This is a genomic window from Bacillus sp. NH11B (assembly GCF_001884205.1).
GTDB classification, from domain to species: Bacteria; Bacillota; Bacilli; order Bacillales; family Bacillaceae_G; genus Bacillus_A; species Bacillus_A proteolyticus.
In genome coordinates this window covers 20,915-46,916 of the sequence record NZ_MAOG01000036.1, presented here as the reverse complement: position 1 = coordinate 46,916, position 26,002 = coordinate 20,915, and the positions used below count along the sequence as shown (strand labels likewise).

Genomic DNA, 26,002 nt, shown 5'->3' with positions numbered 1-26,002 from the left:
TTCCTCCCTTTTATTGCAAAACATTTGTATTTCAAGCAAAAATATACACATACATCCTTTTATTATAACCAATTTCCATATAGGACTTCTATATTTTTAATAATAATTATTATATGCATAAAGTTGATTTACAAACTTTATATGCGGTAAACTTATACAGATAGGTATTCTGATAACCTTTTTTCACAAAAAGATTTACATAATAAAAATTTGAGGAGTTAAAATTCTATGATAGAACAAAACCAACTCGTCTCAGTTGTTATTCCTTTATATAATGCAGAGAAATATATTGAAGAGACGATGGAATCGATACTAAATCAAACATATAAACATATTGAAATTGTAATTGTAGATGACGGAAGTAAAGATCAATCAGCTTCTATCGTAAAAAATCTTGAGCAAAAATATCCAGGACAAATAAAATACATCCCTCAAGAAAATCAAGGTGTTTCTGTTGCTCGTAATACAGGAATTGAAAATGCTAGCGGAGAATATGTTGCTTTTCTTGATAGTGATGATTTATGGCATCCAACAAAAATCGAAAAACAAGTTGAAAGCATGCATAAAAACAACATGAATGCCTGTTATTGTGGCTATATGAACTTTTATGAAGAAACTGGTGAAAAAGTTGAGCACACGACAAACTTTATTAAAGGTGATATGACGAAAGCTTTCTTAACGCATCAAGTTGTTGCTCAAACGAGTACTTGGATTTTCAAAAGATCTATCGTGATGGATCATAACATTCGTTTCACACCAGGATGTAGCTGGGGAGAAGATTTAGAATTTCTATTTAAATTAATGAGTGTAGCAAACGTATGCTATGTAGATGAATATTTGACATATTACCGAATCTTATCAGAAGGAAATCTTTCTTCAAAGTATAAAGATTATGAATTAAAAACAGCAAAAGAATTAGAAGTATTTAATCGAATGAAGGATTGGGTTCATAATAAATCAAAAGACTTAATCGTGAATGATTCTACAGAACTTCTTGAAATTCTTGAAACCTACCTATTCCCATATACAGTCATTAATAACGCTTGTATATACATTAAGAGCAGCTCTAAATTAGATAAATCACAAGTACAACTAATCAAAAGCGATATAAATAAATATTGTCGCAAAATTTATTCGAAAAATGGAAAACGAAGCAAGAAGTTATACGCGATGCTTTGGTTTGTACGAATCAAGTTTATGTTTTCTTAAATAAAAAATACGCTTCTAAACATTCTTTCTGTAAACAAATCAAATTTACAAATAGGACGAAGCGCGTCCTGAAGAATAGAAAGGTCTTTTTCCATGAAAACAAATAAAATCCTTAAAAATGCCTCCTACCTCTTTGTAGGAAATATTACTGTTCGATTTGTACTTGCTATTGCGACAATTTTCTTTGCAAGATATGTTTCACCAGGTGAGTATGGGATGTTTACAACTGCATTAGCAGTTTCCGCTGTTATTTGTTATTTTACAGATGCAGGTTTAACACATACGTTTATGCGTGAAGGAACGAGAAGTGATGCTAACATTAGTGTACTAATCAGCAGTTATTTACGCATTCGTTTAGTATTAGCTATCGTAATTTCCGTACTCTTCGCTATTTTTGCTCAGTTCTTCTATACTGATGCTTACTTACGCGCCATGGTATATTGGGTTGTATTACCGACCATGTTTGGAGCAACTTTACAAGGTGTTGGAATGGCTTACTTCCAAGTTACAGAACGTATGCAATTTACAGCGATTATTTCTGTAATACAAGGTGTCACAGCCGCAGCTGCGCTTCTACTAGGAATGTCATTTAAATGGTCACTTATGATGGTCGCTGCCATGTACGGAATATCTAGTCTTGTGACAGGAGCCATCGCCTTTATAATGGTACTCCGCCATACAACAGTTCATAAAGGCTGGGACAAAGGTATTTTAAATCAATTACTGATTTTCACAATCAATGGCATTATCATTATGCTCTTACCACAGTTAGGGCCTATTATATTAGAAAAAGTTTCAACGTATGAGCAAGTTGGATTCTTCGGCGCTGCATCGAAAATACCCGCTGTACTTTATCAAATACCAGGTGTAATTGCAGCAGCCTTTTATCCAAAGTTATTTGCTTTTGGAAATGAAAAGAATATTGATGAACATAGAAAACTATCTCTGTTTGAATTAAAGCTTATGTCTTTCTTAGGGATGGGAATTTCTATCCCATTTATCGCTGATCCAAGCTTTTGGATTGTTACTTTATTAGGGGAAGAGTATGCACCAGCTGGTGATGCTCTTGCAATTTTAGCCTTTATGGTCATTTTACAATCTATCAACTATCCACTTGCTGATAATTTAACAACAATTGGTCAACAGTGGAAACGTGCGACAACGATGGGAATTGGATTAGCTGTCGCTATTATAAGCTACATCGCATTAGGTAGCCAATTTGGAATGATGGGAGCTGCGGCAGCCGCGATCATTACCGAGATTACGTTATTAATCGGATTTACTTTATTCGTTCGTAAAGGCTTTTCATTACTATTCAAAGGAATAATATTTAATAGCCTAGCATTTATAGTCAGTTACGCAATATACCGCACAGTATTAATTAACTTACCACCACTAATAGCTTTAACATTTACTGGTATATTGTACGGTATTATCGGTCTTGCCATTGACCCTCAAATACGTGGATTGATTTTAGGATTTGTAAAGAAAAAGCTAGGTAAGAAAATAGCATAAAGGCCAAGTTCTTTTTCATCTTTATGAAAAAGAACTTGGCTTTTTATTTATTATCCTCTACATATAAAATAGTTTCTTTTAATCCTTCATAACACCAACTCTTCTCGACGACATTTTTCATATCCCACAATGTAATTAAACACCTTTCAATTACACTCTATATTTTCCCAGAAGCAACGCAATGTTAATCTTGCAAAAATATACATTTTGAAAGGATAGCATTATACTCAATAATTTAGTATCATGATTCAAGACACTATTTCGAAATGGACGGAGGATACTATGAGCTTATTAACAGTCGAGAAATTAGGCCATACATTTGGCGATCGCACATTATTTAAAGATGTATCCATGCGTTTACTAGCAGGGGAACATGTTGGATTAGTCGGTGCAAACGGTGTAGGTAAATCAACATTTATGAATATTATTACTGGTCAACTTATCCATGATGAGGGCCGTGTAGAATGGACACCTGGTACAAATTACAGTTACTTAGACCAGCATACAATTTTAACACCTGGTCGCACAATTCGTGATGTATTAGCTGACGCATTTTTACCTTTATTTGAAAAAGAAAAAGCTTTAAATGAAGTTGCAGAAAAAATGGGAACTGCAACACCAGAAGAATTAGAGGAACTTCTTGAGGAGATGGCGGAAATACAAGATGCCCTCGAAGCAGGTGGTTTTTATTTATTAGATATTAAAATTGAAGAAGCGGCACGTGGTCTTGGAATTGATGCAATCGGTTTAGACCGTGATGTTGCTGCATTAAGTGGTGGACAACGTACAAAAGTATTACTAGCAAAATTATTACTTGAACAACCAGAAGTATTACTATTAGATGAGCCTACTAACTATTTAGATGTTGAACATATTCATTGGTTAACAACTTATTTAAAGGAATACCCACATGCATTCCTATTAATTTCCCATGATACGGAATTTATGAATAAATGTGTCGATGTTATTTTCCATCTAGAATTTACAAAAATGACGCGTTATACAGCGACATATGAAAAATTCCTAGAACTAGCAGAAATTAATAAAAATCAACATATAAATGCTTATGAAAAACAGAAAGAGTTTATTAAAAAGCAAGAAGACTTTATTGCGAAGAACAAGGCTCGTTATTCAACGACAGGTCGTGCAAAGAGTCGTCAAAAACAACTTGATCGCATGGAGCGTATTGATCGTCCTGAAACAGCAATTAAGCCGGAATTCTCATTTAAGGAATCTCGTGCAAGTAGTCGTTTCGTCTTTGAAGGCGAAGATGTAGAGATCGGATATACACATCCATTATTACCAAAACTAACAATGACAATTGAACGCGGTGAAAAAATTGCCATCGTTGGTTGTAATGGTGTCGGTAAATCAACATTACTAAAAACGATTTTAGGAAAAATTAAACCTTTAAGCGGTAAAACAAGTCTTGGTGACTTCTTAGAGCCTGCATACTTTGAGCAAGAAGTAAAAGCGGATAATATAACACCAATTGATGATGTTTGGAACACATTCCCTAGCATGGACCAACATCAAATTCGTGCAATGTTAGCGAAATGCGGATTAAAAAATGAGCATATCTCTCGCCCGCTAAATCAATTAAGTGGTGGCGAACAAGCAAAAGTTCGTTTATGTAAGCTAATGGGTGAAGAAAGTAACTGGATCCTATTCGATGAGCCAACAAACCACCTTGATGTTACAGCAAAGGAAGAACTTCAAAAAGCTCTGAAAGCATATAAAGGGACAATCCTTCTTGTATGTCACGAACCAGAATTTTATGAAGGTTGGATTACAAAAACTTGGAATGTTGAAGAGTGGGCAGAACAAAATAAATAAGCCTTAAATTATTTCATTATAATTGTAAAATAAAATCCGTTCCTAGAAAGTACTTTCTAGGAACGGATTTTTTTATAATAATGAAACTTTCATTAGCTTCAGGCCAGTACGACGAAAAGATTAAACTAACATTTCATTATTTCAACTCGATATTATAATATCGAGCTAACCTTACTCTAAAATCCTTCAAATCATTATATGCTTCCAAATTCGCTAACATCCCTCGAACCACTGGAATCCTAGGATTTTGAACTCTCATTTCTGATTCTAAAACATCTAAAGTGACTAAAACCTCATCATTTTCCAGTTGGTCTGCTAATGTTCGTTTTAATACAATAATTTCATTTAAAAAGTGCTCTTTCACCTGTTCTTTAATAAGCTCTGAGCTACAAAAAAGCTCCCCAATCTTTTCTTCATTTAAAACCGGATCCTCCGAAGAATCTAGAAGCCCTTCTACTAAATCGTCTACTCTTTTTAAAATAAAGGAAGCAACATGAGAGAAATCAATTTCCGGTTCATTTAAAATAATCAATTGTAAATAACCGTGGCATATCCCTTCCACCATAATTACCAAATCTAATAAATATGGACTGACCGTTTCACCATAAATAGACAATAAGCTATTCCGATAAAATGCATGAGATTCTAACTTCATTCGTATCATAAACTCTTCTACTTCTTTATTAAACGGAATAGCATTTTCTCTTGCATGCATAATAATAAATTCTTTATGTTTTTGCACATCAGTAAACTGAAAATATAACTGCTTTTCAAATTTTTCACGTGGTAATAAAGACTCTTTTTCAATATCCAGCATTTTCTTTTGGATTTTGTCATAATAATATCGAAGTGTCGCTAATAAAAGCTCATCTTTCGATTTAAAATACAAATAAAAAGCCCCTTTTGATATACCACAAGATGTGACAATCTCTTGTATTGACGTTGCACTTACACCCTTAGTCGCAAATAACTTCATAGCCATCTCTATAATTAAGCGCTCTTTTTCTTTCATATCATATCTTCTCTCCTAAACTTAATTTCGCATCTTATGTAAATGTAAATTTAATCTTATATCAGCAAGTAGCAAAACCCCTACCCCAATAGCGGGTCAAAAAGTTATTTTTAGGCCTACTACTTACCTAAAAGCTCCATTAATAAAAGCTAATGATTCAGTAAGGAATAATAAAAAAGTCTCTCCCCTTATAGTTTCAATTTATTATACCATCTCTTTTCATTGACGACTGACCAATCAGTCAGTTATATTATGTATTAGACTGACCAGTTGGTCAATACAATAAAAAGGGAGCGCAAACATGAACAAAATCATCAATTTCTCATTAAAAAATAAGTTCGCGGTTTGGCTACTAACCATTATTGTTACCATTGCAGGGATTTATTCTGGGCTTAACATGAAGCTGGAAACAATTCCTGATATTACAACACCTGTTGTAACAGTAACTACGGTTTATCCTGGTGCTACACCAGAAGAAGTAGCTGATAAAGTTTCAAAACCGATGGAAGAGCAACTGCAAAATTTAAGCGGTGTAAACGTTGTTAGTTCATCATCTTTTCAAAACGCATCTTCTATTCAAGTAGAGTATGATTTTGATAAAAATATGGAAAAGGCCGAAACAGAAATTAAAGAAGCTCTCTCGAACGTGAAACTTCCTGAAGGCGTAAAAGATCCGAAAGTTTCTCGAGTAAACTTTAATGCTTTTCCTGTTATTTCGTTAAGCGTAGCAAGTAACAATGAATCTTTAGCTACGTTAACAGAAAATGTAGAAAAAAATGTTGTTCCAGGATTAAAAGGACTTGATGGTGTTGCATCTGTTCAAATTTCAGGTCAACAAGTAGATGAAGTACAACTTGTCTTTAAGAAAGATAAGATGAAAGAATTAGGTTTAAGTGAAGATACTGTAAAAAATGTGATTAAAGGATCGGATGTATCTTTACCACTTGGCTTATATACATTTAAAGACACGGAAAAATCAGTTGTTGTAGATGGAAATATTACAACGATTAAAGCATTAAAAGAGCTAAAAATCCCAGCTGTACCTTCATCACCTAGCGCTCAAGGTAGTCAAAATGCTGGAGCTGGTGCACAAACGCCGCAAATGAATCCAGCCGCTATGAATGGAATTCCAACAGTTACATTAGACGAAATTGCTGACATTAAAGAAGTTGGGAAAGCAGAATCTATTTCTCGAACGAATGGAAAAGAAGCAATCGGAATTCAAATTGTGAAGGCTGCTGATGCGAATACAGTTGATGTTGTAAATGCAGTTAAGGATAAAGTAAAAGACCTTGAGAAAAAATATAAAGACTTAGAGATTATTTCAACATTCGACCAAGGCGCACCTATTGAGAAATCAGTTGAAACAATGCTGAGCAAAGCAATTTTCGGTGCTATCTTTGCGATTGTTATTATTATGTTGTTCCTACGAAACATTCGAACAACACTAATCTCTGTCGTTTCTATACCACTTTCTTTATTAATTGCTGTTTTAGTAATAAAACAAATGGATATTACACTTAACATTATGACACTTGGAGCAATGACAGTCGCTATCGGCCGTGTTGTTGATGACTCAATTGTTGTTATTGAAAATATTTACCGACGCATGTCGTTATCAGAAGAAAAATTACGCGGGAAAGATTTAATTCGTGAAGCTACGAAGGAAATGTTTATCCCAATTATGTCTTCTACCATTGTAACAATTGCTGTATTCTTACCACTTGGACTTGTAAAAGGTATGATTGGTGAAATGTTCTTACCATTTGCCTTAACTATCGTCTTCGCTTTATTAGCATCGTTACTAGTGGCCGTTACAATCGTACCAATGCTAGCTCACTCCTTATTCAAGAAAGAGAGCATGAGGGAAAAAGAAGTACATCACGAAGAAAAACCAAGTAAATTAGCAAATGGTTATAAACGTATACTTGAATGGGCTTTAAATCATAAAATCATTACATCAAGTATCGCTGTCCTTCTATTAGTTGGTAGCCTCGCACTTGTGCCAATTATCGGTGTAAGTTTCTTACCATCTGAAGAAGAAAAAATGATTATCGCAACGTACAATCCTGAGCCAGGTCAAACGTTAGAAGACGTTGAAAAAATTGCAACAAAAGCTGAGAAGCACTTCCAAGATAAAAAAGAAGTGAAAACAATTCAGTTCTCATTAGGCGGAGAAAACCCAATGAGCCCTGGCCAATCAAATCAAGCTATGTTCTTCGTTCAATATGATAACGACACGAAAAACTTCGAAAAAGAGAAAGAACAAGTCGTTAAAGATTTACAAAAGATGTCTGGCAAAGGCGAATGGAAAAATCAAGATTTTGGAGCGAGTGGCGGTAGTAACGAAATTAAACTATACGTTTACGGAGATAGCTCTGAAGACATTAAGCCTGTCGTAAAAGATATTCAAAATATCATGAAGAAAAATAAAGACTTAAAAGATGTAGACTCTAGTATTGCAAAAACATATGCAGAGTACACTTTAGTCGCAGATCAGGAAAAACTAAGTAAAATGGGTCTAACGGCTGCGCAAATTGGAATGGGACTTTCTAATCAACATGATCGCCCTGTTCTGACAACAATTAAAAAAGACGGTAAAGATGTCAATGTATATGTAGAAACTGACAAACAAAATTATGAAACAATCGATGACTTAACAAATCGTAAAATTACAACACCACTTGGTAATGAAGTGGCTGTGAAAGATGTGATGACTGTAAAAGAAGGTGAAACTTCGAATACAGTAAAACACCGCGATGGCCGCGTTTATGCGGAAGTAAGTGCGAAATTAACATCGGATGACGTTTCAAAAGCATCTGCTGCAGTTCAAAAAGAAGTAGATAAAATGGATCTTCCTTCTGGCGTAGATGTTTCTATGGGCGGCGTTACAAAAGATATTCAAGAATCATTCAAGCAACTTGGCTTAGCGATGTTAGCTGCGATTGCCATTGTATACTTCGTTCTTGTCGTTACATTTGGTGGTGCCCTTGCACCATTTGCGATCTTATTCTCGCTACCATTCACAATCATTGGTGCACTCGTTGCCTTACTAATCTCTGGTGAGACGTTAAGTGTATCTGCAATGATTGGTGCGCTTATGTTAATCGGTATCGTTGTAACGAACGCAATCGTGCTTATTGACCGCGTTATTCATAAAGAAAATGAAGGTTTATCCACACGCGAAGCATTACTAGAAGCCGGTGCAACACGCCTGCGTCCTATTTTAATGACTGCCATTGCAACAATCGGAGCTCTTATCCCGCTTGCATTAGGATTTGAAGGCAGCGGCTTAATTTCTAAAGGACTTGGTGTAACCGTAATTGGTGGATTAACAAGTTCAACTTTATTAACACTTCTTATTGTTCCAATCGTTTATGAAGCACTAAGCAAATTTAAAAAGAAAAAAGTAAAATAAACTAAAAAATAACCTCGCTAACTGCGAGGTTATTTTTTAGTTCCAAACAAAATTAAAAAATCACCGTATCCTTCTTTCTCTAACTCCCCTTTCGGGATAAATCGAAGGGCCGCTGAATTTATACAATAGCGAAGTCCATTCGGTCCTGGACCATCCGGAAATACGTGCCCGAGATGTGAATCTCCCTCCTTACTTCTCACTTCTGTACGCGTCATATTATGACTCACATCCATTTTTTCTTTCACACTAGCTGACATAACTGGCTTCGTAAAACTAGGCCATCCACATCCACTATCAAATTTATCTATAGAAGTAAACAAAGGCTCACCTGAAACGATATCTACATAAAGACCTTCTTCTTTATGATTCCAATACTCATTTCGAAATGGTGGTTCTGTACCACCTTCCTGTGTTACATAAAATTGCATCTCATTCAGTTTTCCCTTTAAATGAGCATTATCTTTTGGCCAATGTTGCTTAATAAACGCATCTCGCCCTGAGCCCTTACGGTATAACTCGTAGCGGAATTCATTTTTCTTATGATATCCTTGGTGATATTCCTCTGCCGGATAAAACGTAGTAGCTGGCAATATTTTTGTCGCAATCGGCTTTGAAAAGCGCCCGCTCTTTGCAAGCTCTTCTTTTGAATCCACCGCTTTTTTATGTTGTTCTTCATTGTGATAAAAAATCACTGTTTCGTAAGACTGTCCGCGGTCGTGGAATTGCCCACCTACATCAGTCGGATCAATTTGTCTCCAATATAGATTTAATAACTCTTCATACGGCATTTTATTTGCGTCAAATGTAATTTGTACTGCCTCATAATGTCCCGTCGTTTCTGAACATACTTCTTTATACGTTGGATTCTCTTTATGACCACCTGTATAGCCAGAAACAACCTTTATAATCCCTTCCATCTCTTCAAATGGCGAAACCATACACCAGAAGCACCCTCCAGCAAATGTAGCTAACTCTACCTTTTCATTTACAGCCATTATTTCACCCCTATTCTATCTTCTCCTTACAGTATGGCATAAGAAACATGATGTTATAAAAGAAAAAGCATCGAACATCGATGCTTTTTTAATCTGTCCCCTTTGTAAAGGACAGTAACCCCCCAATGATTAAAGTTTCACTTTATTTACGAGGTTTTAAGGAATCTTGAAAATAGAAAGTGTTATTTATTAATAGCAAAATAAATATTTGTATATTTGCTTTAAATTCTAATTCTAGTAATATGAAATTGCAAATACATTTGTTGAAAATAAAATCATAGAGTGTATTAATTTACTTTAAAAGGAGAGTTTGTGAAATGAAAAAGTTACTAGTATTACCAGCAATCGCTTTATCTTTAATTGGAACAGGGACAGCTGCAGCATCAGTACCAGAAACGAACATGAATAAAACTCCTGAAGTAACAGAAATTCAGCTAGGAAATGGTGACGATTCAATCATCATGTATTCATCATCAATATTATTAGGGAGTCAAACAATTTCCTTTGATCATGGCTCTGGGTCCGGTTATTTTTGGAATAAATCTGGCGATGATCTTAAATTTTGGATTCAAAACACGGGGCCAAGTACTTTACGCTATAAACTTATAAATTCAGCAGGCCATACGCTTTATCAAGAAAGTATAAGTCCAGGGGCGCAAAAAACTCTTTACTTTAGTACTAGTTGGTCAGATTGGGTATCAAGTGGCAAATATACCATCTCTGCATATACTGATGATGGCGGTGTTGGTTCATTTAAATTTGCAGCAAGAGCATTTCCAGAAGGACTTTAAGATCGCAAAATAAATTTATTAAATTATATATATAGATATTTAATAAATTTATTAATTATCTTCAAGTTAATAATAAATAAGTGTTTTATTTAATTAAACCCCAAATCGTGGATACTAAAAAAGTCCATGATTTGGGGTTTTGATGCATTTTCACGCTCATTCCTCATTATAATGGAAACGATGATAAAAGTGAGATACAGGAGATGAGCAAAATTATTTTTAATGAAATACAAAGGAGAATTCTTTTGTTAAATTATCCACTTTATAGGGTATATTTCATTTCTTACTTCACTTTATTTTTTTCCAACGTCCTTCTCCATTTCATCACTTGTCACATCTAAGACATCTAATAAGAAAATGAAGATCGGAATACCGATAATAAGTCCCCACACACCTAAGAAATGCTCTGAGAAAATTAACACCATAAATGTGTAGAAGATTGGTAAGTTTGTTTTTTGCGACATAAATTTCGGGTTCAACACGTAGCTCTCAAGCGCATGAATTACTGTTACGATAACTACAATATAAACGACATACATAATACCGCCGATGTTGTAAGCAATCATACAAAGTGGGAATAACGAAATGATAACACCTGCGACTGGAATTAAACCAAGCAAGAAAATCATTAACGCCAAACCTAGTAATTGCGGGAATCCTAATATCCATAATGCGATAACAGATAAAACACAGTTAACAATTGCAATTAAAAATTGTGCTTCGATTACTTTTCCGAATGAACGTGCAAATTTCTTTCCGAAATACTCTATTTCGTTATAGAAAATTGCAAGTCGACTTTCTTTAAATTTCGAAGTAAAAGCAACGATACGTGCTTTTTCGAGTAAGAAAAATAAGCTTAAAATTACAGAAAGTAAAACTTGAAGGCCAAATTTCCCAACATTCGTAATAGATTTATACAAAATGTCTACGCCTTGCCCCACATATTTAGAAAGCTCCATATGATTAACTGCATTAACTGCATACTTAATTAATTCACTATCAGGTGGATTTCTTAAAAATACATTAAATTGATAAATCAATTGTGAAATTTGTATTGTTAATACCGGTAAATATTTAAATAGCGTAATGGCAATTCCAGCCACTAACATTACATATAAAAGCGCTATAATAATTTTCCGATTAATTGGCATGAAATGATCTAATTTACGAGAAATAAACTTTTGGAATCGATCCATTAAATACGTCAGCATAAACGTAATTAAAATTAAATTTAACATACTTTGCATCCCATACAATATGAGAGCAAGTAATACTAATACGATTAACCTCTGAAATCCTTTGCTTTGAAACAGGTTTTTTATTTGCATAATCGACGAGTACTCTCTCCTGTCCTATAAAGTAAAACGTTAACAAGTAGATCTCTCTTTATTCTCTACTTATAATTATCCTTTAATATTAAAGCCATTGCGAGCAATTTATCTTCAATCCTAACCGCTCGTTAATTGTGCTAATATATTATGTTACTTCTTATTTTACAATACAATGACCTATTTCAAAATGCATTATGCACAGTATTAATGAAGATTTAAGGAAAGTTTTACTCTCCTAAAAATAGGTCTTACCACCACTGTAACATAAAAAGCAAGCTATCAGTAGAAATCCGTCCTACAAATAGCTTGCTTTTATATTTTTTTAAGTAAGTTTTATCATCCAATAAATGGCATGAACATTGGAATAACCACCACTGTTACAACACCCACTACTGTCACAGCTATACTTGCCATAGCTGCTTCTACTTCACCCATTTCGATACCTACTGCAACCCCTAACGCATGTCCTGCTGTTCCAAGAGCCAAACCTTTAGCGATCGGATGTTTAACTCTAAATGTTTTTAAGAATAAAGCTCCTAATGCGTATACGATAACTGCATTAAAGATAACTGCAAATGATGTAATTGCTGGAATACCACCGATACTTTCAGATATTGGTAATGCAATTGCTGTTGTTGCTGCCTGCGGTAACATCGAGTTCATAACAGCTGTATCTAAACCAATTGCTTTTGCGACAATGAACACGACAACCACTGAACAAATAGATCCAACCACGATAGCCGATAAAATTTGCCACCAATATTTTTTTAACTTATCAACTTGTTTATATAATGGAATTGCAAAGGCGATGGTTGCTGGCTCTAAAAAGAAACTAATCATCTTCCCACCAGTATTATATTCTTCAAAAGTAAAGTTACCTACCTTTAAAAATACAATCCCTAATACCATTGCTACGAATAGTGGTGTAAATAAGAAGAATCCTTTTGAGTGTTTGAATAAAAATGTTCCGATTCCGTATGCAATTAATGAAACGACGATTCCGAAATATGGAGTCATTGTGCTTGTCATGTTCATTACCTCCTAACCATGTATGGTCTAAAATAGTTACGCAACTTTTCCGTGTTTGCTTCCTTCGTTTACAACTTTCAACTCTTTTGTATCTTTTGTTTCTTTGTCATCTTTACCTAAAATTAATTGTGCAAATAAACCTGTTACAGCAAGTAAAATAATTGTTGCAACAACGATTACGGTTAAGATTTGTACGAAATATTGGCTCATTACGCCAAGAGAATTAATAACTGAAATACCTGATGGGACGAAAAGAAATCCGATAATCCCCGTTAAAGCCGTTCCGAGTGATTCAACTTGCTCCAATTTAATAACCTTTAGACATAATAGGCTAAATAAAACAACTAACCCGATTACCGATGAAGGCATCGGAATTGGTAAATGTGTTGCAATAATATTAGAAACTAACATAATAGCTGAAAATATGAATGCTTGTGATAAGAAACTATATACTTTTTTCGTACTCATTTTGGCCACCTCTTTCGATTTGGTACCTTTATTGTATAAGATACAAACAAAACTGTAAGCGTTTACACAACAGAACGTCAAATATACAAAATTAGTTACAAATATAGGCAGATGAAATACAAAAAGCTACTTCTTAAATACGAAGCAGCTTTTTGAGTTCTTTTGCATATGTACGGCTAACCGGGACTTTAGACCCCTCTTTCATAATTAAGTTATAAGTGGAATTAAACCACGGCTGTATCTCAGAAATATGATTAATATTAGTAATGAAACTACGGTGAACACGCATAAAAATGGTTTGCGGTAATTTCTTTTCCAAAATCACAAGTGTATCATGTGTTACATATGTTTCTTTCATTGTTTTTACAGCTACTTTCCCATCTACAAGCCCTACATAAACAATATCTTCAATATTAATAAGTACAATTGATTCCTCAATCGGTAATGCTAATTTATGCATCTCGGTCGTTACATCTACACTCTTTACATCTTGCTTTGTTTCTAATTTTATTTGCTTTTGTTTTTTATATTTCTTTAATGTCTGTACGATACGTTCTTCATCAAATGGCTTTAAAATGTAATCTAACGCATCTACCTCAAACGCTTGCAACGCATATTGATCGTATGCAGTAGCAAACACAATTGAAGGTGGATTTTTCATTTTCTTTAATATATTTGCGATTTCAAATCCGTTATCATCAGATAATTGAATATCTAGAAAAACAATATCTGGTTTGTTTTTCATTAATTCTTCCAATGCATCCTCTACACAATCCGCCTCACCAATTATCTCTACTTCTTTCGTTTGCTCTAATAAATATTTCAATTCATCCCGTGCTAACATTTCATCATCAACTACTAATACTTTTAACACTCCGTTTTTCCTCCTCTACTTTTTTCGGAATTACAAAGAGGATCTTTGTCCCTTGCTCTAATTCACTTTCAATTTGAAGCATTGTCTCTTTCCCAAATAACCCGATAAGTCGTTCGTTAATATTATATAAAGCTGTTCCCGTCCCTTTCTTTGATGGAACTACCATTTTTCCTAATTGCTCTAGACGTTCACTCTCAATCCCTTGTCCATTATCCTTTACTTCAAAGTGAACCATCCCTTCTTTTTCAAACACATGTACCTCGACTTGGCACACTGGCTGCTTTTTCGGAAAAGCATGGCGTAATGCATTTTCAACTAATAGCTGAAGCACAAATGGTGGTACTAAGGTTACCTTTAGCGCTTCTTCAATGTACATCTTCACTTCATACTTATTCGGAAATCTCGCTTGCTCTAACGATAAATATGCATGTACATGATTCAACTCTTGTTCTAATGGAATAAGTAATTGGCGTGCCCCTTGCAAATTACAACGAAAATAAACGCTAAGCTGCAATAATAATTTTCTCGCTTTCTCTACATCTGTTCGGCATAGAGCTGATACCGTATTAATTGCATTAAATAAAAAATGCGGATTGATTTGTGCTTGCAGCGCTTTTATTTCGGCATCCTGCAATAACTTACTTTGTAACTCAGCTTCACCTAACTCAAGCTGTGTGGAGAAGATTTTCGCCAGCCCTTCCGCTAACTCTTCTTCAACACGACTTAATTGATTAGAGTTTTTAAAATAAAGTTTTAATGTTCCTATCGTATTTCCATGTGAAGTTAATGGAATAACAACTGCCGCTTGTAATGGACACCCTTCATGTTGACAATTAATCATCTCACGCGACTTCGCTTTCATTATTTCCCCTGTTTTTAATACGGATTTTGATAAACCTGTTATTAAACTGTGTGAAGGAATATGATGGTCTGATGCTAATCCAACGTGAGCTAAGATTTTCTCTGTATCTGTTAAGGATACCGCATCCGTTCCCGTAAAGCGGTGAATAATTTGTGCCACATGTTTACAAGACTCTTCTGTTAACCCTTGGCGAAAATACGGTAATGTCTTATCAGCAATTCGTAATACTTTATGTGTTTGCAGAGCTTTTGCATTCTCTTCCTGACGCAAAATGGCTTGTATCATAGAAAGTAAAATAAAACTCCCGAAACTATTCACAAGGATCATCGGTATCGCAATTGTTTTCACAATACTAATTCCATCCTCTACAATTAATAGAATCATAACCATTTCTAAAGAAACGATAAAGACACTTAAAATCGCTGAAAATTTAGGTGTAATTGTGCGATTATATTTTTTGAAAATGTATCCAATATAACCTGTTATAACTCCTGCCAAAATTGACGAGATGGCACAACTTAGCGCTGTCGTCCCACCAAGCATATAACGGTGAATACCAGCAATTGATCCTACTCCAATTCCAACGATAGGACCGCCAAGCAATCCACTAATTCCAACACCCATAATACGTGTATTCGCAATTGTACTTGATGAAGAAACACCTTGTAGCCAATTTTCATTCATAATCGTATTTCCCGCTATTTCAATCCCTGTGTAATTGCTTACAATTGTAAACACTGAAAAAATACAAATAAGCTTAATTTTATCTACATATCCGTCTTGCTTATGAAGAAGGCGCCTAAACGTTTTAATATGAGAAAGTAAAAATCCTAAAATAACAATAAGTCCGACACGTTCAATCATCATAAGTACTAAATTTAGCATCTGTGATTCATTCCTTTTTATATTAGTTAGTTTTATTATGGGAAAATAATGAAGCGGGAGTCAAGAAGAATGAAATGCTTTTTGAAATATTTTACACATAACAATTCCCACTTTATTTGACAATCTAACAGAAGAGTGCTAAAAATAAAGTAATATAATACAGTCCTTTAACCCAACCCCGTGAGGTTGAGAAGGAAGTCGGAATATACTATACGTATGGTCTTTTTTAGGGATACGTATGCTTTTTTGGCCTTCTCATCATATCAGGTGAGAAGGCCTTTTGTTATTCTTCCATAGCGACTGTAGAAGAAAATAAGGAGGAGTAATGATGAACGTCACTACTAATGTACAATCATCAACAGAGGAGACAAAAGAGAAAAGATATAAAACATTGTTTGGTTCTGCGCTAGGATATGCAGCAGAAGGTTTAGATATGTTGCTCTTATCTTTCGTACTCGTCTACATCTTAAAAGAATTTCATTTAAGCCCTGTTGAAGGTGGAAACTTAACATTAGCTACCACAATAGGAATGCTAATCGGGTCTTATTTATTTGGATTTATTGCTGATTTATTTGGGCGTATCCGTACGATGGCCTTCACAATCTTACTATTCTCACTAGCAACAGCACTCATTTATTTCGCAGCAGATTATTGGCAATTATTAATTCTTCGCTTTTTAGTTGGAATGGGAGTTGGTGGTGAATTCGGGATTGGAATGGCCATCGTAACTGAAACATGGTCTAAAGAAATGCGCGCTAAGGCGACATCCGTTGTTGCACTTGGATGGCAATTTGGCGTACTAGTCGCTTCACTCCTTCCGGCATTTATCGTCCCGCATTTTGGATGGAGAGCTATTTTCTTATTTGGACTCATTCCAGCTCTACTAGCTGTTTACGTCCGCAAAAGTTTAAGTGAACCGAAAATATGGGAACAAAAACAACGATACAAAAAAGAATTGTTACAAAAAGAAGCTGAAGGTAATTTAACAACTACTGAGGCAGAACAACTAAAGCAAATGAAAAAGTTTCCACTTCGAAAGTTATTTGCAAATAAAAAAGTAACGATAACAACAATTGGCCTTATTATTATGTCATTCATCCAGAACTTCGGATATTATGGAATCTTCACATGGATGCCAACTATTTTAGCGAATAAATATAACTACACATTAGCAAAAGCGAGCGGTTGGATGTTCATCTCTACGATTGGCATGCTAATTGGAATTGCGACTTTTGGTATTCTAGCCGATAAAATTGGTCGCCGTAAAACTTTTACAATCTATTATGTCGGTGGCACTATATACTGTCTCATTTACTTCTTCTTATTCACAGACTCAACATTATTGTTATGGGGAAGTGCATTGCTTGGATTCTTTGCCAATGGCATGATGGGAGGATTCGGAGCAATTTTAGCTGAAAACTATCCTGCTGAAGCTCGCTCGACAGCAGAAAACTTTATTTTCGGTACAGGACGTGGGCTAGCTGGATTTGGACCTGTTATTATCGGATTACTTGCTGCAGGTGGTAATTTAATGGGAGCACTATCTCTCATCTTCATTATCTACCCAATCGGTTTAGTTACGATGCTATTATGTGTCCCAGAGACGAAAGATAAAGTATTAGAATAGATTAAAACTATACGAAATGTTTGTTCGAGTACTATCCCCTTCAGGAAAAGTAGTTGGATAAATAGAAAAGAGGAAGCATCTCAAATGAAATGCTTCCTCTTTTTATATAAAATAAAACATACAATTTGTTTATTTTTTATTTTGATTTACTAGCTTTTTGGAACAAGAAGGAAGTTTTATCTTCCTTTTTTACAATACCTTGTTTTAATGCTAATTCTCCTGCAACTTTAGGCGCAAGCCACAGCATTGGGAATAACAGAATGGATACAGGAACAGCCGTCACTACAATGAAGGATTGTAAGGCGTTAATACTTCCCTCACCCATGTATAAAAGAATCGCTGCAACTGCGCCCATAATAAGCGACCAAAAAACTCGCAAACTAATTCTAGGATTTCCATCTCCAGTCACTGCCATTGAAATCGAATAGGCCATTGAATCTCCTGTTGTCACTACAAATAAAATTGTTAATAAAAGAAATGCCGGTCCAACAATATTAGAGAGTGGCAGTTGCTCTGTAATTGCAATCATAGCCGCTGGCATACCAGATTCACTTAATGCGGTCGAAATAGAACCAGGCTTCATTAACTCATAAAATACACCTGATCCTCCCAAAATCGTAAACCAAAACGTTGTAATAATAGGTGCAATAATTCCAATTGCAACGATGATTTCTCGGATTGTTCTGCCTCTTGAAATACGGCTCACTAAAATTGCCATCATCGGTCCATATCCAATAAACCATCCCCAGAAAAAGATTGTCCACGACCCTAACCAACCTGTATCACCACGATATGTGCTCATTGGAATAAATTCATTTATATAAAATCCAAACGAAGAAACAAATGAATCAATAATAAATCCACCTGGTCCAAACAGTAATACGAATGCCATTAATAAAACTGCTAACCTAACATTTAAATTACTTATAATTTGAATCCCTTTATCAATTCCCGTTACCGCAGATATCGTAGAAACAGCTACTACACAAACAATAATCGCTAATTGAGTAGTAAACACATCAGGAATGTCAAACAATGCTTGTAACCCATAACTTGCTTGTAGTCCTAAAAATCCGATTGGGCCAATCGTCCCTGCAGCTACCGCAATAATGGCAAATACATCGATCATTGTTCCAAGCCAACTCTTTCGCAATTTCTCTCCAAAAATAGGATATAAAAGTGTTCGAGGTTTTAACGGCATATCTTTATGATAATGTCCGTACATCATAACTACCGCACTAATTGTACCTAAAATCGTCCAAGCGAGGAAACCCCAGTGCATATAGCTTTGTGCTAAAGCAGGCATTACCGCTTCTTTCGTTCCAGCAGTTATACCTTCATGTATTGGTGGCACCGTCATCAAATGGTACATCGGCTCTGCAGCTGCCCAAAAAACGCCACCTCCGGCAAGTAATGTAGACATAATAATAGCGAGCCATTTTGTCGTACTAATCTCAGGTTTTTCTAGCCCCCCAAGTTTAACTCTCCCATATTTCGAAAACGCCATACACATTGCCACAATAAATGTACCAATTAATAAAACCTGCCAAAAGGCACCAAAATATTTAATTGAAGCTGCAAAACTGCTATTAATGACTCCCTCTACGTAACTTTTATTTAAAATAACTGCAATTACAAATAATAAAAGTGAGCCACCACTAATAAGAAATACAGGCCAATCCGTTTTTCGACTATTCATTCTCATTTACACTTCCTCCTTCCTCAGCAATCTAAAAAAACAACTTTATTATGTTTTATTGTTTACACCCAAAACATAATGATTATATAAGCATAATAATTCATCAATTTTCTACACACTTATGTTGTCCCTGAAAATATGCTAAATCCCTTATTTAAAAGAAAATTTCTATTCCTATTACATAAAAAAGCAAAACAAAAGACCTTATATTTCTATAAGGTCTTCGAAACAGAAATTTGATTATAACATAAGGAACTCCTTGGTTCAAAAAGCTCCTTCCAAAAATAACCGAGAGTAAAGGCTTCCATTTGCTACGTAACAGTAATTAAAAAAAATTATATTTTGCAGAAAAAACCCCTATACTAAATATTATTTATGAAAGAAATTCGGCTTCAAAATTTCATTCGGATACGGTTTATGATAAATATGAGTGGTAGCTGGCGACAGCGGTGGAATGAGCCACACCCAATTGCCTGTTACAACCCGTCCACATGCTGCTTCTTGCTTCTCAAATTGTTGAAATTGTTGTGCAGCTGTATGGTGATCAACAATACTAACTCCTTGTTTTTTGAAGGAATGTAATACAGCAATATTCAACTCAATTAGTGCCTTGTCTTTCCATAATGTACCGTTTCTCGATGTATCTAACTCCATCATCTCCGCAACAGCCGGCAGTAAATTATAACGATCATGATCCGCTAAGTTACGTGCCCCAATCTCCGTCCCCATATACCATCCATTGAACGGAGCGGCTGTATAGGAAATACCGCCAATTTCTAAGCGCATATCTGATATCATTGGAACCCCATACCATTTTGCTCCAAGGGATGAAATCGGGTATTCTGGGTGTTCAATTGGCACTTCTTTTACTTCTTCTCTCGGAATTTCTTTATATGTAGGTGCCTTCCCGTTTATAGAAAAAACAAGTGGCAATACATCGAAATTCGTACCTTCTCCTTGCCATCCAAGTTCCTGGCAAAAATCCGTAAACGCAGTAGAATAAGAGTCCCCAATCACCCCTATTTCTGTTTTATATCCTGCATACCGAATCAATTGGTGATTATAAATTCGTATATTATTTTCTTCACCTTGATATTGCTTAAAAATTGTAATCGTCGGTTTAACTTTCCCATCGTTCGTTGCATATTTAATATGATGAATTAATGCATTATATACACCTTCCTCATCATTTACTTCACGTGCATCTAATATGTGCATCTTACTCCAAAATAGTCTTCCGATACATCGATTACTATTGCGCCATGCCATTCGCGATCCATGAACAAGTTCTTCAAATGTATGCTCATACGTCCCCGTCTTCTCTATCTCAACTTGAATTTCTTTCACACGCTCTTCTATGAATTGGTCTTTATTAAGCTCTTTATAGCAAATTGTAATAAACTGACTCGCTTCCTCTATTAATTGTTTCGTTTTACTCATAAACGATCTCCTTCTATTTCAACAAAACGTTCTACTTTACAGTATAAGCAAAAAGAATAAGAGTCACAAATGAAAGTCGAAGTGTTACTTTTATTGTAATATTTTTCAGAAAATTAAAGACATTACTATTGACTTACATAAAAAATAGGTGTATTTTTGACTCAGGTAAATTATTTTTACCTAGACCAACTTTTAAAGAGAAAGGAGGTAATGTTATGTCTTCATTTCAATTGCCAAAGCTTTCATATGACTACGATGAACTAGAGCCATATATCGATAGCAACACACTTTCTATTCATCACGGAAAACATCATGCGACATACGTAAATAACTTGAATACCGCTTTAGAAAACTATACGGAATTACATAATAAGTCTTTAGAAGAGTTACTATGTAATTTAGACGTTTTACCAAAGGAAATTGTTACAGCTGTAAGAAATAACGGTGGTGGTCACTATTGTCATAGTCTTTTTTGGGAAGTCATGAGCCCGCGAGGTGGCGGTGAGCCTAATGGAGACGTTGCAAAAGTAATTGATTATTACTTCAATACCTTTGACAACTTAAAAGATCAACTTTCCAAAGCAGCTATTAGTCGTTTTGGAAGTGGCTATGGATGGCTTGTTATGGATGGTGAGGAACTTTCCGTTATGAGTACACCCAATCAAGATACACCTTTGCAAGAAAGTAAAATTCCATTACTCGTCATCGATGTATGGGAACACGCCTATTATTTAAAGTATCAAAATCGGCGTCCAGAATTTGTTACCAATTGGTGGCATACAGTGAACTGGGACCGGGTAAATGAAAAGTATTTACAAGCAATTCAATCACAAAAACATTAGTCGTGCGTATAAGGTAAGTTTAGTAATGTAAAATTAGTATTGTCGAAATCCTCCAGAATCCCCCGGATTGCCACCGGGGGATTTATGATTATTTCATTGCATGTATGTAACAACGTAATACTTGTTCTATGTCTATTTTCAACTCTCGGAACGGGAATCCTAATTCACTAGCTTTTCCATTATGTAATGTACAATTAATCACTTCATTATAAGGCGCTACATTATCTCCTACCTCTTGAACGAGTGCTTTTATTCCCGTATTTTCTTCTATGAAATGAATGATTTCTCTAGTAGAAACTACTCCGTTACTACAAGCATTGATTGGCCCTTCTATACTTTCCACCCCGCACCAAGCTAAAAATTGGCCAGCTTCTTCTTCATGTATAAACGACAATTCTCCATCTAAATGATTCACCGCAACAGGCTCTTGCCACGCAATATGTTCAACGTAAAATTGTAACCTTTTCGTATAATCGTTTTCTCCAATAACAACTGGAAAACGCACTGCAACAACTGGGAATGTTGCTTGTTGAAATACAGTAGCTTCAGCTAATCGCTTGCCTTCACCATAATTAAAATCCTTCCTATCCCCATACGTAATGGCATACTCATACGGATTAAAGTTCTCTTCTAACAGGCCTATTGCTGGCTCGTAAACAGCCATTGAAGATGTCATAACGTATTTCTTCGTTTTTCCTCGTAACACTTCACATATTACCTTTGCTGCATTCGAGCTATAGCATAAATTATCGTATACGATATCATAACTTTTATCTTCTAGACGCTCTGCAAGTTGTTTTTTGTCTTCTCTATCGACAATCAGCCTTTTTACTGCACTTCCAAAAGGATCTTCTGTAATCCCTCTCGTCGCAATCGTTACATCGTGTCCATCTTGCAAAAGTGCTTCTACTAAATGTTTACCAAAAAACCTTGTTCCCCCTAGCACCAATACTTTTTTCAACTTCATCATCCCCATTTTGATAAATTGTAAAATACTACCTCTCCATTATAAATGCTCATATATAAAAAGCACGGAACTCATTTAACGATTCCATGCTTTTCTACAGAAAATATATTAACGTACTCGATATTTAAAAATACAATAGCAGAAATATAAAATAGAAATTACTGATACATAAACCCATAGTTCATATACGAAGCCTTCTCCCCATACTCCCATAAAATAAAAGAGTGAAGGCAACGTCAATGTTACCCATGATTGTACAAATGCAATTCTGCCAAGATATTGATTGATATTCTTTTTTTGTGCATTTAACACAAAGAATAAATACCAAAGTAATGCCCACATAAACCATGTTAACGCATTAACAACATCGTGGAATTGAACAAATGAAACGACCATATAGAATAGGGCAATAATTGCTACCCAAATACAGAACCAGCCTAGTCCACTACTATCCATTCCTTTAATAAAAGTAACGCCTACATATAAATAAGTTAAACCAAATAAAAAGGTAGCTGCATATGAATATACCGTCCAATTACTTTGATCAGAAATCATAATTAAATAAAACGGTATAATAATTTGTAATGCCCCTACAAATAAATTAAAGACACCTGCGCTTTTCATCTCTACTTTGCCCAATATAACAAGACTATTTAAAAATAAAGCTGCACCTGAAAGTAATAATCCTACGTAACCCATATATATTCGTGTGAAAGTCTTTCCCTTTCACACTTTTAACCTCCCCACAATATAAAGTAATCCTTTATTATTTTTCTTCCTATTTAAAACTACATACATAATTTTTAATCTAAATAAGTCAGACTTCCTACCTTAAAAAGGGCCAGAATTTAAAACGCTTTCAATAATAAATAAGCCTATCAGAACATTAAATAGGATTCCTTGATTATAAACGTACTCTGACCATGATACAAGTATTGGAATTCTTTTCAATATTACGTTTTTTATTTCTATAAAAAATTAATAGGATAATGCATTGTTCCTATCTCACTCTACTAATTTCTAACATAGAATATTATAGAATGGACCGGTCAGTAATACATTCATCTTTATAAGATAATCGTATTACTGGCCCAAACTGTCATAGTCAATCTTGATAGTTTCTCATTCCTAATAATTGCTATTTATCATAAATATCATTCGGATTAATTGTGGGAATAAATCCATTTATAGAACTATATTTTTTAGATACGTTATTTGGAGTAACGGTAAACGTTACAATTTTATTACTTTGTTGTTTAAAATAGCGCATCCAATTTTGACTCCATTCATCTTTCGCAATAACCTGTTTATCGAAGTCTTCCCACAATACACCATGTATAAAATTCAAGGATGTATTTTTGATTGTGTCAAATCCCCAATTCTGTATAAGAAGCAGGTTGGAATCAACACTTTTAATTCTCTTAATTATATCCATCCTTATATATCGAACAGAAAATTTTTATCAAAAATTTTCTGTTCCTAAAACTAAAGAAACAGATACTGTTAAAACACTCAAAGCGAAAGATGTAGCTCAAAATGGACAGAAAATGCAATTATACGTTTTAAAAACGGATAATAAATTAGGACAACAAGTCGAATTTAATACGAAGAAGGCAATGGATTACGCACACCTACACTATAAAAATATTACAGCTAGTGAAATTAAGGGACTTACTCCCTCTCCCTATACAGGGATTATTATTACAGGTGAAATAATGGAGCAACTTCCACAAGCTGATATTCAAAATTTTGTACAAATGGGCGGAAGGATTATTATCGCAAACCGACTTGATTCAGATCCTTCCTGGAACACATTATTTGGTATTACAAAAAAAGAAGGTTTCAAAGATGCAAAAGGATTAACCTTTGAGGAAGTTTTATTCCCTGGTTATCCAGATCTCTCAAGTTCTTCTCCATTGTTTACTCATAGCTCAATGAATATTACGCTAGATGAGAATACAACTAATACTTGGATTACAGCGGAAGATACTCCCATCCTTTGGACCAATGACTACGGTGAAGGAAAAGTCTTATATTGGAATACAACAGCATTGAACGATAAATTAGGTAGAGGTATGTTCGTTCAATCACTGGGTACTATTTTTCCGACTTTCGCTACAGCACAACTTGGAGCGGAGATTATGTATATCGATGACTTCCCATCTCCAATTCCACAGGGAGAACTAAAAAACTTAACAAAAGAAAAAATTTCTGTTGAAGAATTTTATAAAAAACATTGGTGGAAAAATATGAAGGATATCTCTGAAGAGCTTGATATTAAATATACGGGTGTTGCAATTGGGACATACCAAAATAAAGTAACACCACCTTTTGAAGATTTCACGGGTAAAAATAGAAATACCTATTTATTATTTGGAAGAGAATTATTAAGTCACGGTGGAGAAATCGGTATTCATGGCTATAACCATCAACCTTTATTATTACCACCAGACCCAGTAGATAAAGCACTTGAATATGTTCCGTGGAATTCAAAAGAGGATATGGAGAGCTCCTTAGATGCCCTACAAAAACTCGTGTATAACTTCTTTCCAAACGAAAAACTAAAAACCTATGTACCACCATCCAATATTATAAATACAACTGGATTAAGTGCATTAAACGACGCGGTTCCAACTATGGAAACAGTTGCTTCTCTATATGTGGGAAGTAAAAGTAACGGCAGTTTAATTCAAGAATTTGGACCAGATGAATATAACAAAAACATTTATCACTTCCCGCGTATTACGAGTGGCTATGCTATCACGGATGAAGAGCAATTTATCTTAACTGATGTTACCGCAAATTTAGGGGTTATCTCACATTTCGTCCATCCAGATGATATCCTTGATGAAAAACGCTCAGGTGACTTAACATGGGAAGAATTATTTAAAGCTTATAAAACGACAATTAAAGAAATACGAGAAAAATATCCTTATATAAAAAGTATGACCCAAAGTGAAGCAACTGCTTCTATGAAAATTTATCAAACTGGTGACCTAGATGTTTCTTATGAAAATGATGCTGTTCACATTGCATATAAAGGGTTACCAAACCATACTTCAACAATTATACGTGTAGAAGAAGGTAAGAAGATACAACCTGGCTCATTCTCTTACGGTACGGTTAAAAAGCTTGATTCCCAAATTTATAGCGTTACGTTAACGAAAGCCAGCGCTACGATCCCAATTAAAGGAGAATAACA

General features: G+C 34.9%; 19 protein-coding genes and 2 pseudogenes. 8 read left to right on the top strand and 13 right to left on the bottom strand.

The window, feature by feature from the left end; all coding sequences use genetic code 11:
* Nucleotides 1-228: 228 nt before the first annotated feature.
* From BAU27_RS07270 to BAU27_RS07260, 3 genes are all read left to right on the top strand, one after another.
* Nucleotides 229-1,209 (top strand): glycosyltransferase family 2 protein, encoded by a 981-nt coding sequence (locus tag BAU27_RS07270; RefSeq protein ID WP_071770518.1) that lies wholly within the window; start codon nucleotides 229-231, stop codon nucleotides 1,207-1,209.
* Between the two features lie 93 nt (nucleotides 1,210-1,302).
* Entirely contained in the window at nucleotides 1,303-2,724 is a 1,422-nt protein-coding gene (locus tag BAU27_RS07265) for an oligosaccharide flippase family protein (RefSeq protein ID WP_071770517.1), read from the top strand.
* A gap of 282 nt (nucleotides 2,725-3,006) precedes the next feature.
* On the top strand, nucleotides 3,007-4,560 hold the full coding sequence (locus tag BAU27_RS07260; RefSeq protein ID WP_071743991.1) for an ABC-F family ATP-binding cassette domain-containing protein: 1,554 nt from the start codon (nucleotides 3,007-3,009) through the stop codon (nucleotides 4,558-4,560).
* A gap of 136 nt (nucleotides 4,561-4,696) precedes the next feature.
* Here BAU27_RS07260 and BAU27_RS07255 read toward each other — a convergent pair whose 3' ends face one another.
* Nucleotides 4,697-5,572, bottom strand: a complete 876-nt coding sequence (locus tag BAU27_RS07255; RefSeq protein ID WP_071770516.1) for a TetR/AcrR family transcriptional regulator — start codon at nucleotides 5,570-5,572, stop codon at nucleotides 4,697-4,699.
* Between the two features lie 301 nt (nucleotides 5,573-5,873).
* Between BAU27_RS07255 and BAU27_RS07250 the strand changes: the two genes are divergently transcribed.
* Nucleotides 5,874-8,990: an efflux RND transporter permease subunit gene (locus BAU27_RS07250; RefSeq protein ID WP_071770515.1), complete on the top strand. Its 3,117-nt coding sequence runs from the start codon at nucleotides 5,874-5,876 to the stop codon at nucleotides 8,988-8,990.
* A 29-nt stretch (nucleotides 8,991-9,019) separates the two neighbouring features.
* Here the strand turns inward: BAU27_RS07250 and msrB are convergent, their stop codons facing one another.
* Both msrB and msrA read right to left on the bottom strand, forming a co-directional pair.
* Nucleotides 9,020-9,472, bottom strand: coding sequence for a peptide-methionine (R)-S-oxide reductase MsrB (msrB, locus tag BAU27_RS33520; protein WP_483295354.1), 453 nt, complete (start codon nucleotides 9,470-9,472; stop codon nucleotides 9,020-9,022).
* A gap of 45 nt (nucleotides 9,473-9,517) precedes the next feature.
* Nucleotides 9,518-9,985 (bottom strand): annotated as a pseudogene (gene msrA / locus BAU27_RS33515) (peptide-methionine (S)-S-oxide reductase MsrA); the annotation flags it as partial.
* A gap of 317 nt (nucleotides 9,986-10,302) precedes the next feature.
* Between msrA and BAU27_RS07240 the strand changes: the two are divergent.
* Nucleotides 10,303-10,776, top strand: a complete 474-nt coding sequence (locus tag BAU27_RS07240) for a hypothetical protein (protein WP_071770513.1) — start codon at nucleotides 10,303-10,305, stop codon at nucleotides 10,774-10,776.
* Nucleotides 10,777-11,069: 293 nt separating this feature from the next.
* Here the strand turns inward: BAU27_RS07240 and BAU27_RS07235 are convergent, their stop codons facing one another.
* The 5 genes from BAU27_RS07235 to lytS form a co-directional block, all read right to left on the bottom strand.
* Nucleotides 11,070-12,104 carry an AI-2E family transporter gene (locus BAU27_RS07235; protein WP_071770512.1) on the bottom strand — a complete coding sequence of 345 codons (1,035 nt, stop codon included), beginning with the start codon at nucleotides 12,102-12,104 and terminating at the stop codon, nucleotides 11,070-11,072.
* Nucleotides 12,105-12,443: 339 nt separating this feature from the next.
* Entirely contained in the window at nucleotides 12,444-13,136 is a 693-nt protein-coding gene (gene lrgB / locus BAU27_RS07230) for an antiholin-like protein LrgB (protein WP_002113184.1), read from the bottom strand.
* Between the two features lie 36 nt (nucleotides 13,137-13,172).
* A complete protein-coding gene (lrgA, locus tag BAU27_RS07225; RefSeq protein WP_071770511.1) occupies nucleotides 13,173-13,604 on the bottom strand; it encodes an antiholin-like murein hydrolase modulator LrgA in 432 nt (143 codons plus the stop codon).
* Nucleotides 13,605-13,737: 133 nt separating this feature from the next.
* Entirely contained in the window at nucleotides 13,738-14,478 is a 741-nt protein-coding gene (locus tag BAU27_RS07220) for a LytR/AlgR family response regulator transcription factor (RefSeq protein WP_071770510.1), read from the bottom strand.
* On the bottom strand, nucleotides 14,456-16,225 hold the full coding sequence (lytS, locus tag BAU27_RS07215; RefSeq protein ID WP_071770509.1) for a two-component system sensor histidine kinase LytS: 1,770 nt from the start codon (nucleotides 16,223-16,225) through the stop codon (nucleotides 14,456-14,458). The genes BAU27_RS07220 and lytS overlap by 23 nt, the downstream gene beginning before the upstream one ends.
* A gap of 328 nt (nucleotides 16,226-16,553) precedes the next feature.
* On the opposite strand from lytS, the gene BAU27_RS07210 reads away from it, so the two are divergent.
* Nucleotides 16,554-17,852 (top strand): MFS transporter, encoded by a 1,299-nt coding sequence (locus BAU27_RS07210; RefSeq protein WP_071770508.1) that lies wholly within the window; start codon nucleotides 16,554-16,556, stop codon nucleotides 17,850-17,852.
* Nucleotides 17,853-17,988: 136 nt separating this feature from the next.
* On the opposite strand, the gene BAU27_RS07205 is transcribed toward BAU27_RS07210, so the two are convergent.
* Nucleotides 17,989-19,557, bottom strand: coding sequence for a BCCT family transporter (locus BAU27_RS07205; protein WP_071770507.1), 1,569 nt, complete (start codon nucleotides 19,555-19,557; stop codon nucleotides 17,989-17,991).
* 363 nt (nucleotides 19,558-19,920) lie between these two features.
* Nucleotides 19,921-20,991 carry a nitric oxide synthase oxygenase gene (locus BAU27_RS07200; RefSeq protein WP_071770506.1) on the bottom strand — a complete coding sequence of 357 codons (1,071 nt, stop codon included), beginning with the start codon at nucleotides 20,989-20,991 and terminating at the stop codon, nucleotides 19,921-19,923.
* 215 nt (nucleotides 20,992-21,206) lie between these two features.
* Between BAU27_RS07200 and sodA the strand changes: the two genes are divergently transcribed.
* A complete protein-coding gene (gene sodA, locus BAU27_RS07190) occupies nucleotides 21,207-21,833 on the top strand; it encodes a superoxide dismutase [Mn] (RefSeq protein ID WP_071770505.1) in 627 nt (208 codons plus the stop codon).
* 88 nt (nucleotides 21,834-21,921) lie between these two features.
* Here sodA and BAU27_RS07185 read toward each other — a convergent pair whose 3' ends face one another.
* The 3 genes and pseudogenes from BAU27_RS07185 to BAU27_RS07175 form a co-directional block, all read right to left on the bottom strand.
* The gene (locus BAU27_RS07185; protein WP_071770504.1) at nucleotides 21,922-22,809 is read right to left on the bottom strand and encodes an NAD-dependent epimerase/dehydratase family protein; all 888 of its coding nucleotides are present in this window, start codon (nucleotides 22,807-22,809) and stop codon (nucleotides 21,922-21,924) included.
* A 99-nt stretch (nucleotides 22,810-22,908) separates the two neighbouring features.
* On the bottom strand, nucleotides 22,909-23,499 hold the full coding sequence (locus BAU27_RS07180; protein WP_071770503.1) for an AmiS/UreI family transporter: 591 nt from the start codon (nucleotides 23,497-23,499) through the stop codon (nucleotides 22,909-22,911).
* Between the two features lie 439 nt (nucleotides 23,500-23,938).
* Nucleotides 23,939-24,223: pseudogene (locus tag BAU27_RS07175) on the bottom strand (endo alpha-1,4 polygalactosaminidase); the annotation flags it as partial.
* On the opposite strand from BAU27_RS07175, the gene BAU27_RS07170 reads away from it, so the two are divergent.
* Complete coding sequence (locus BAU27_RS07170; RefSeq protein WP_071770563.1) at nucleotides 24,186-26,000, top strand: DUF2194 domain-containing protein; 1,815 nt, start codon at nucleotides 24,186-24,188, stop codon at nucleotides 25,998-26,000. The pseudogene BAU27_RS07175 and the gene BAU27_RS07170 overlap by 38 nt on opposite strands.
* The last annotated feature ends 2 nt before the right edge of the window (nucleotides 26,001-26,002 follow it).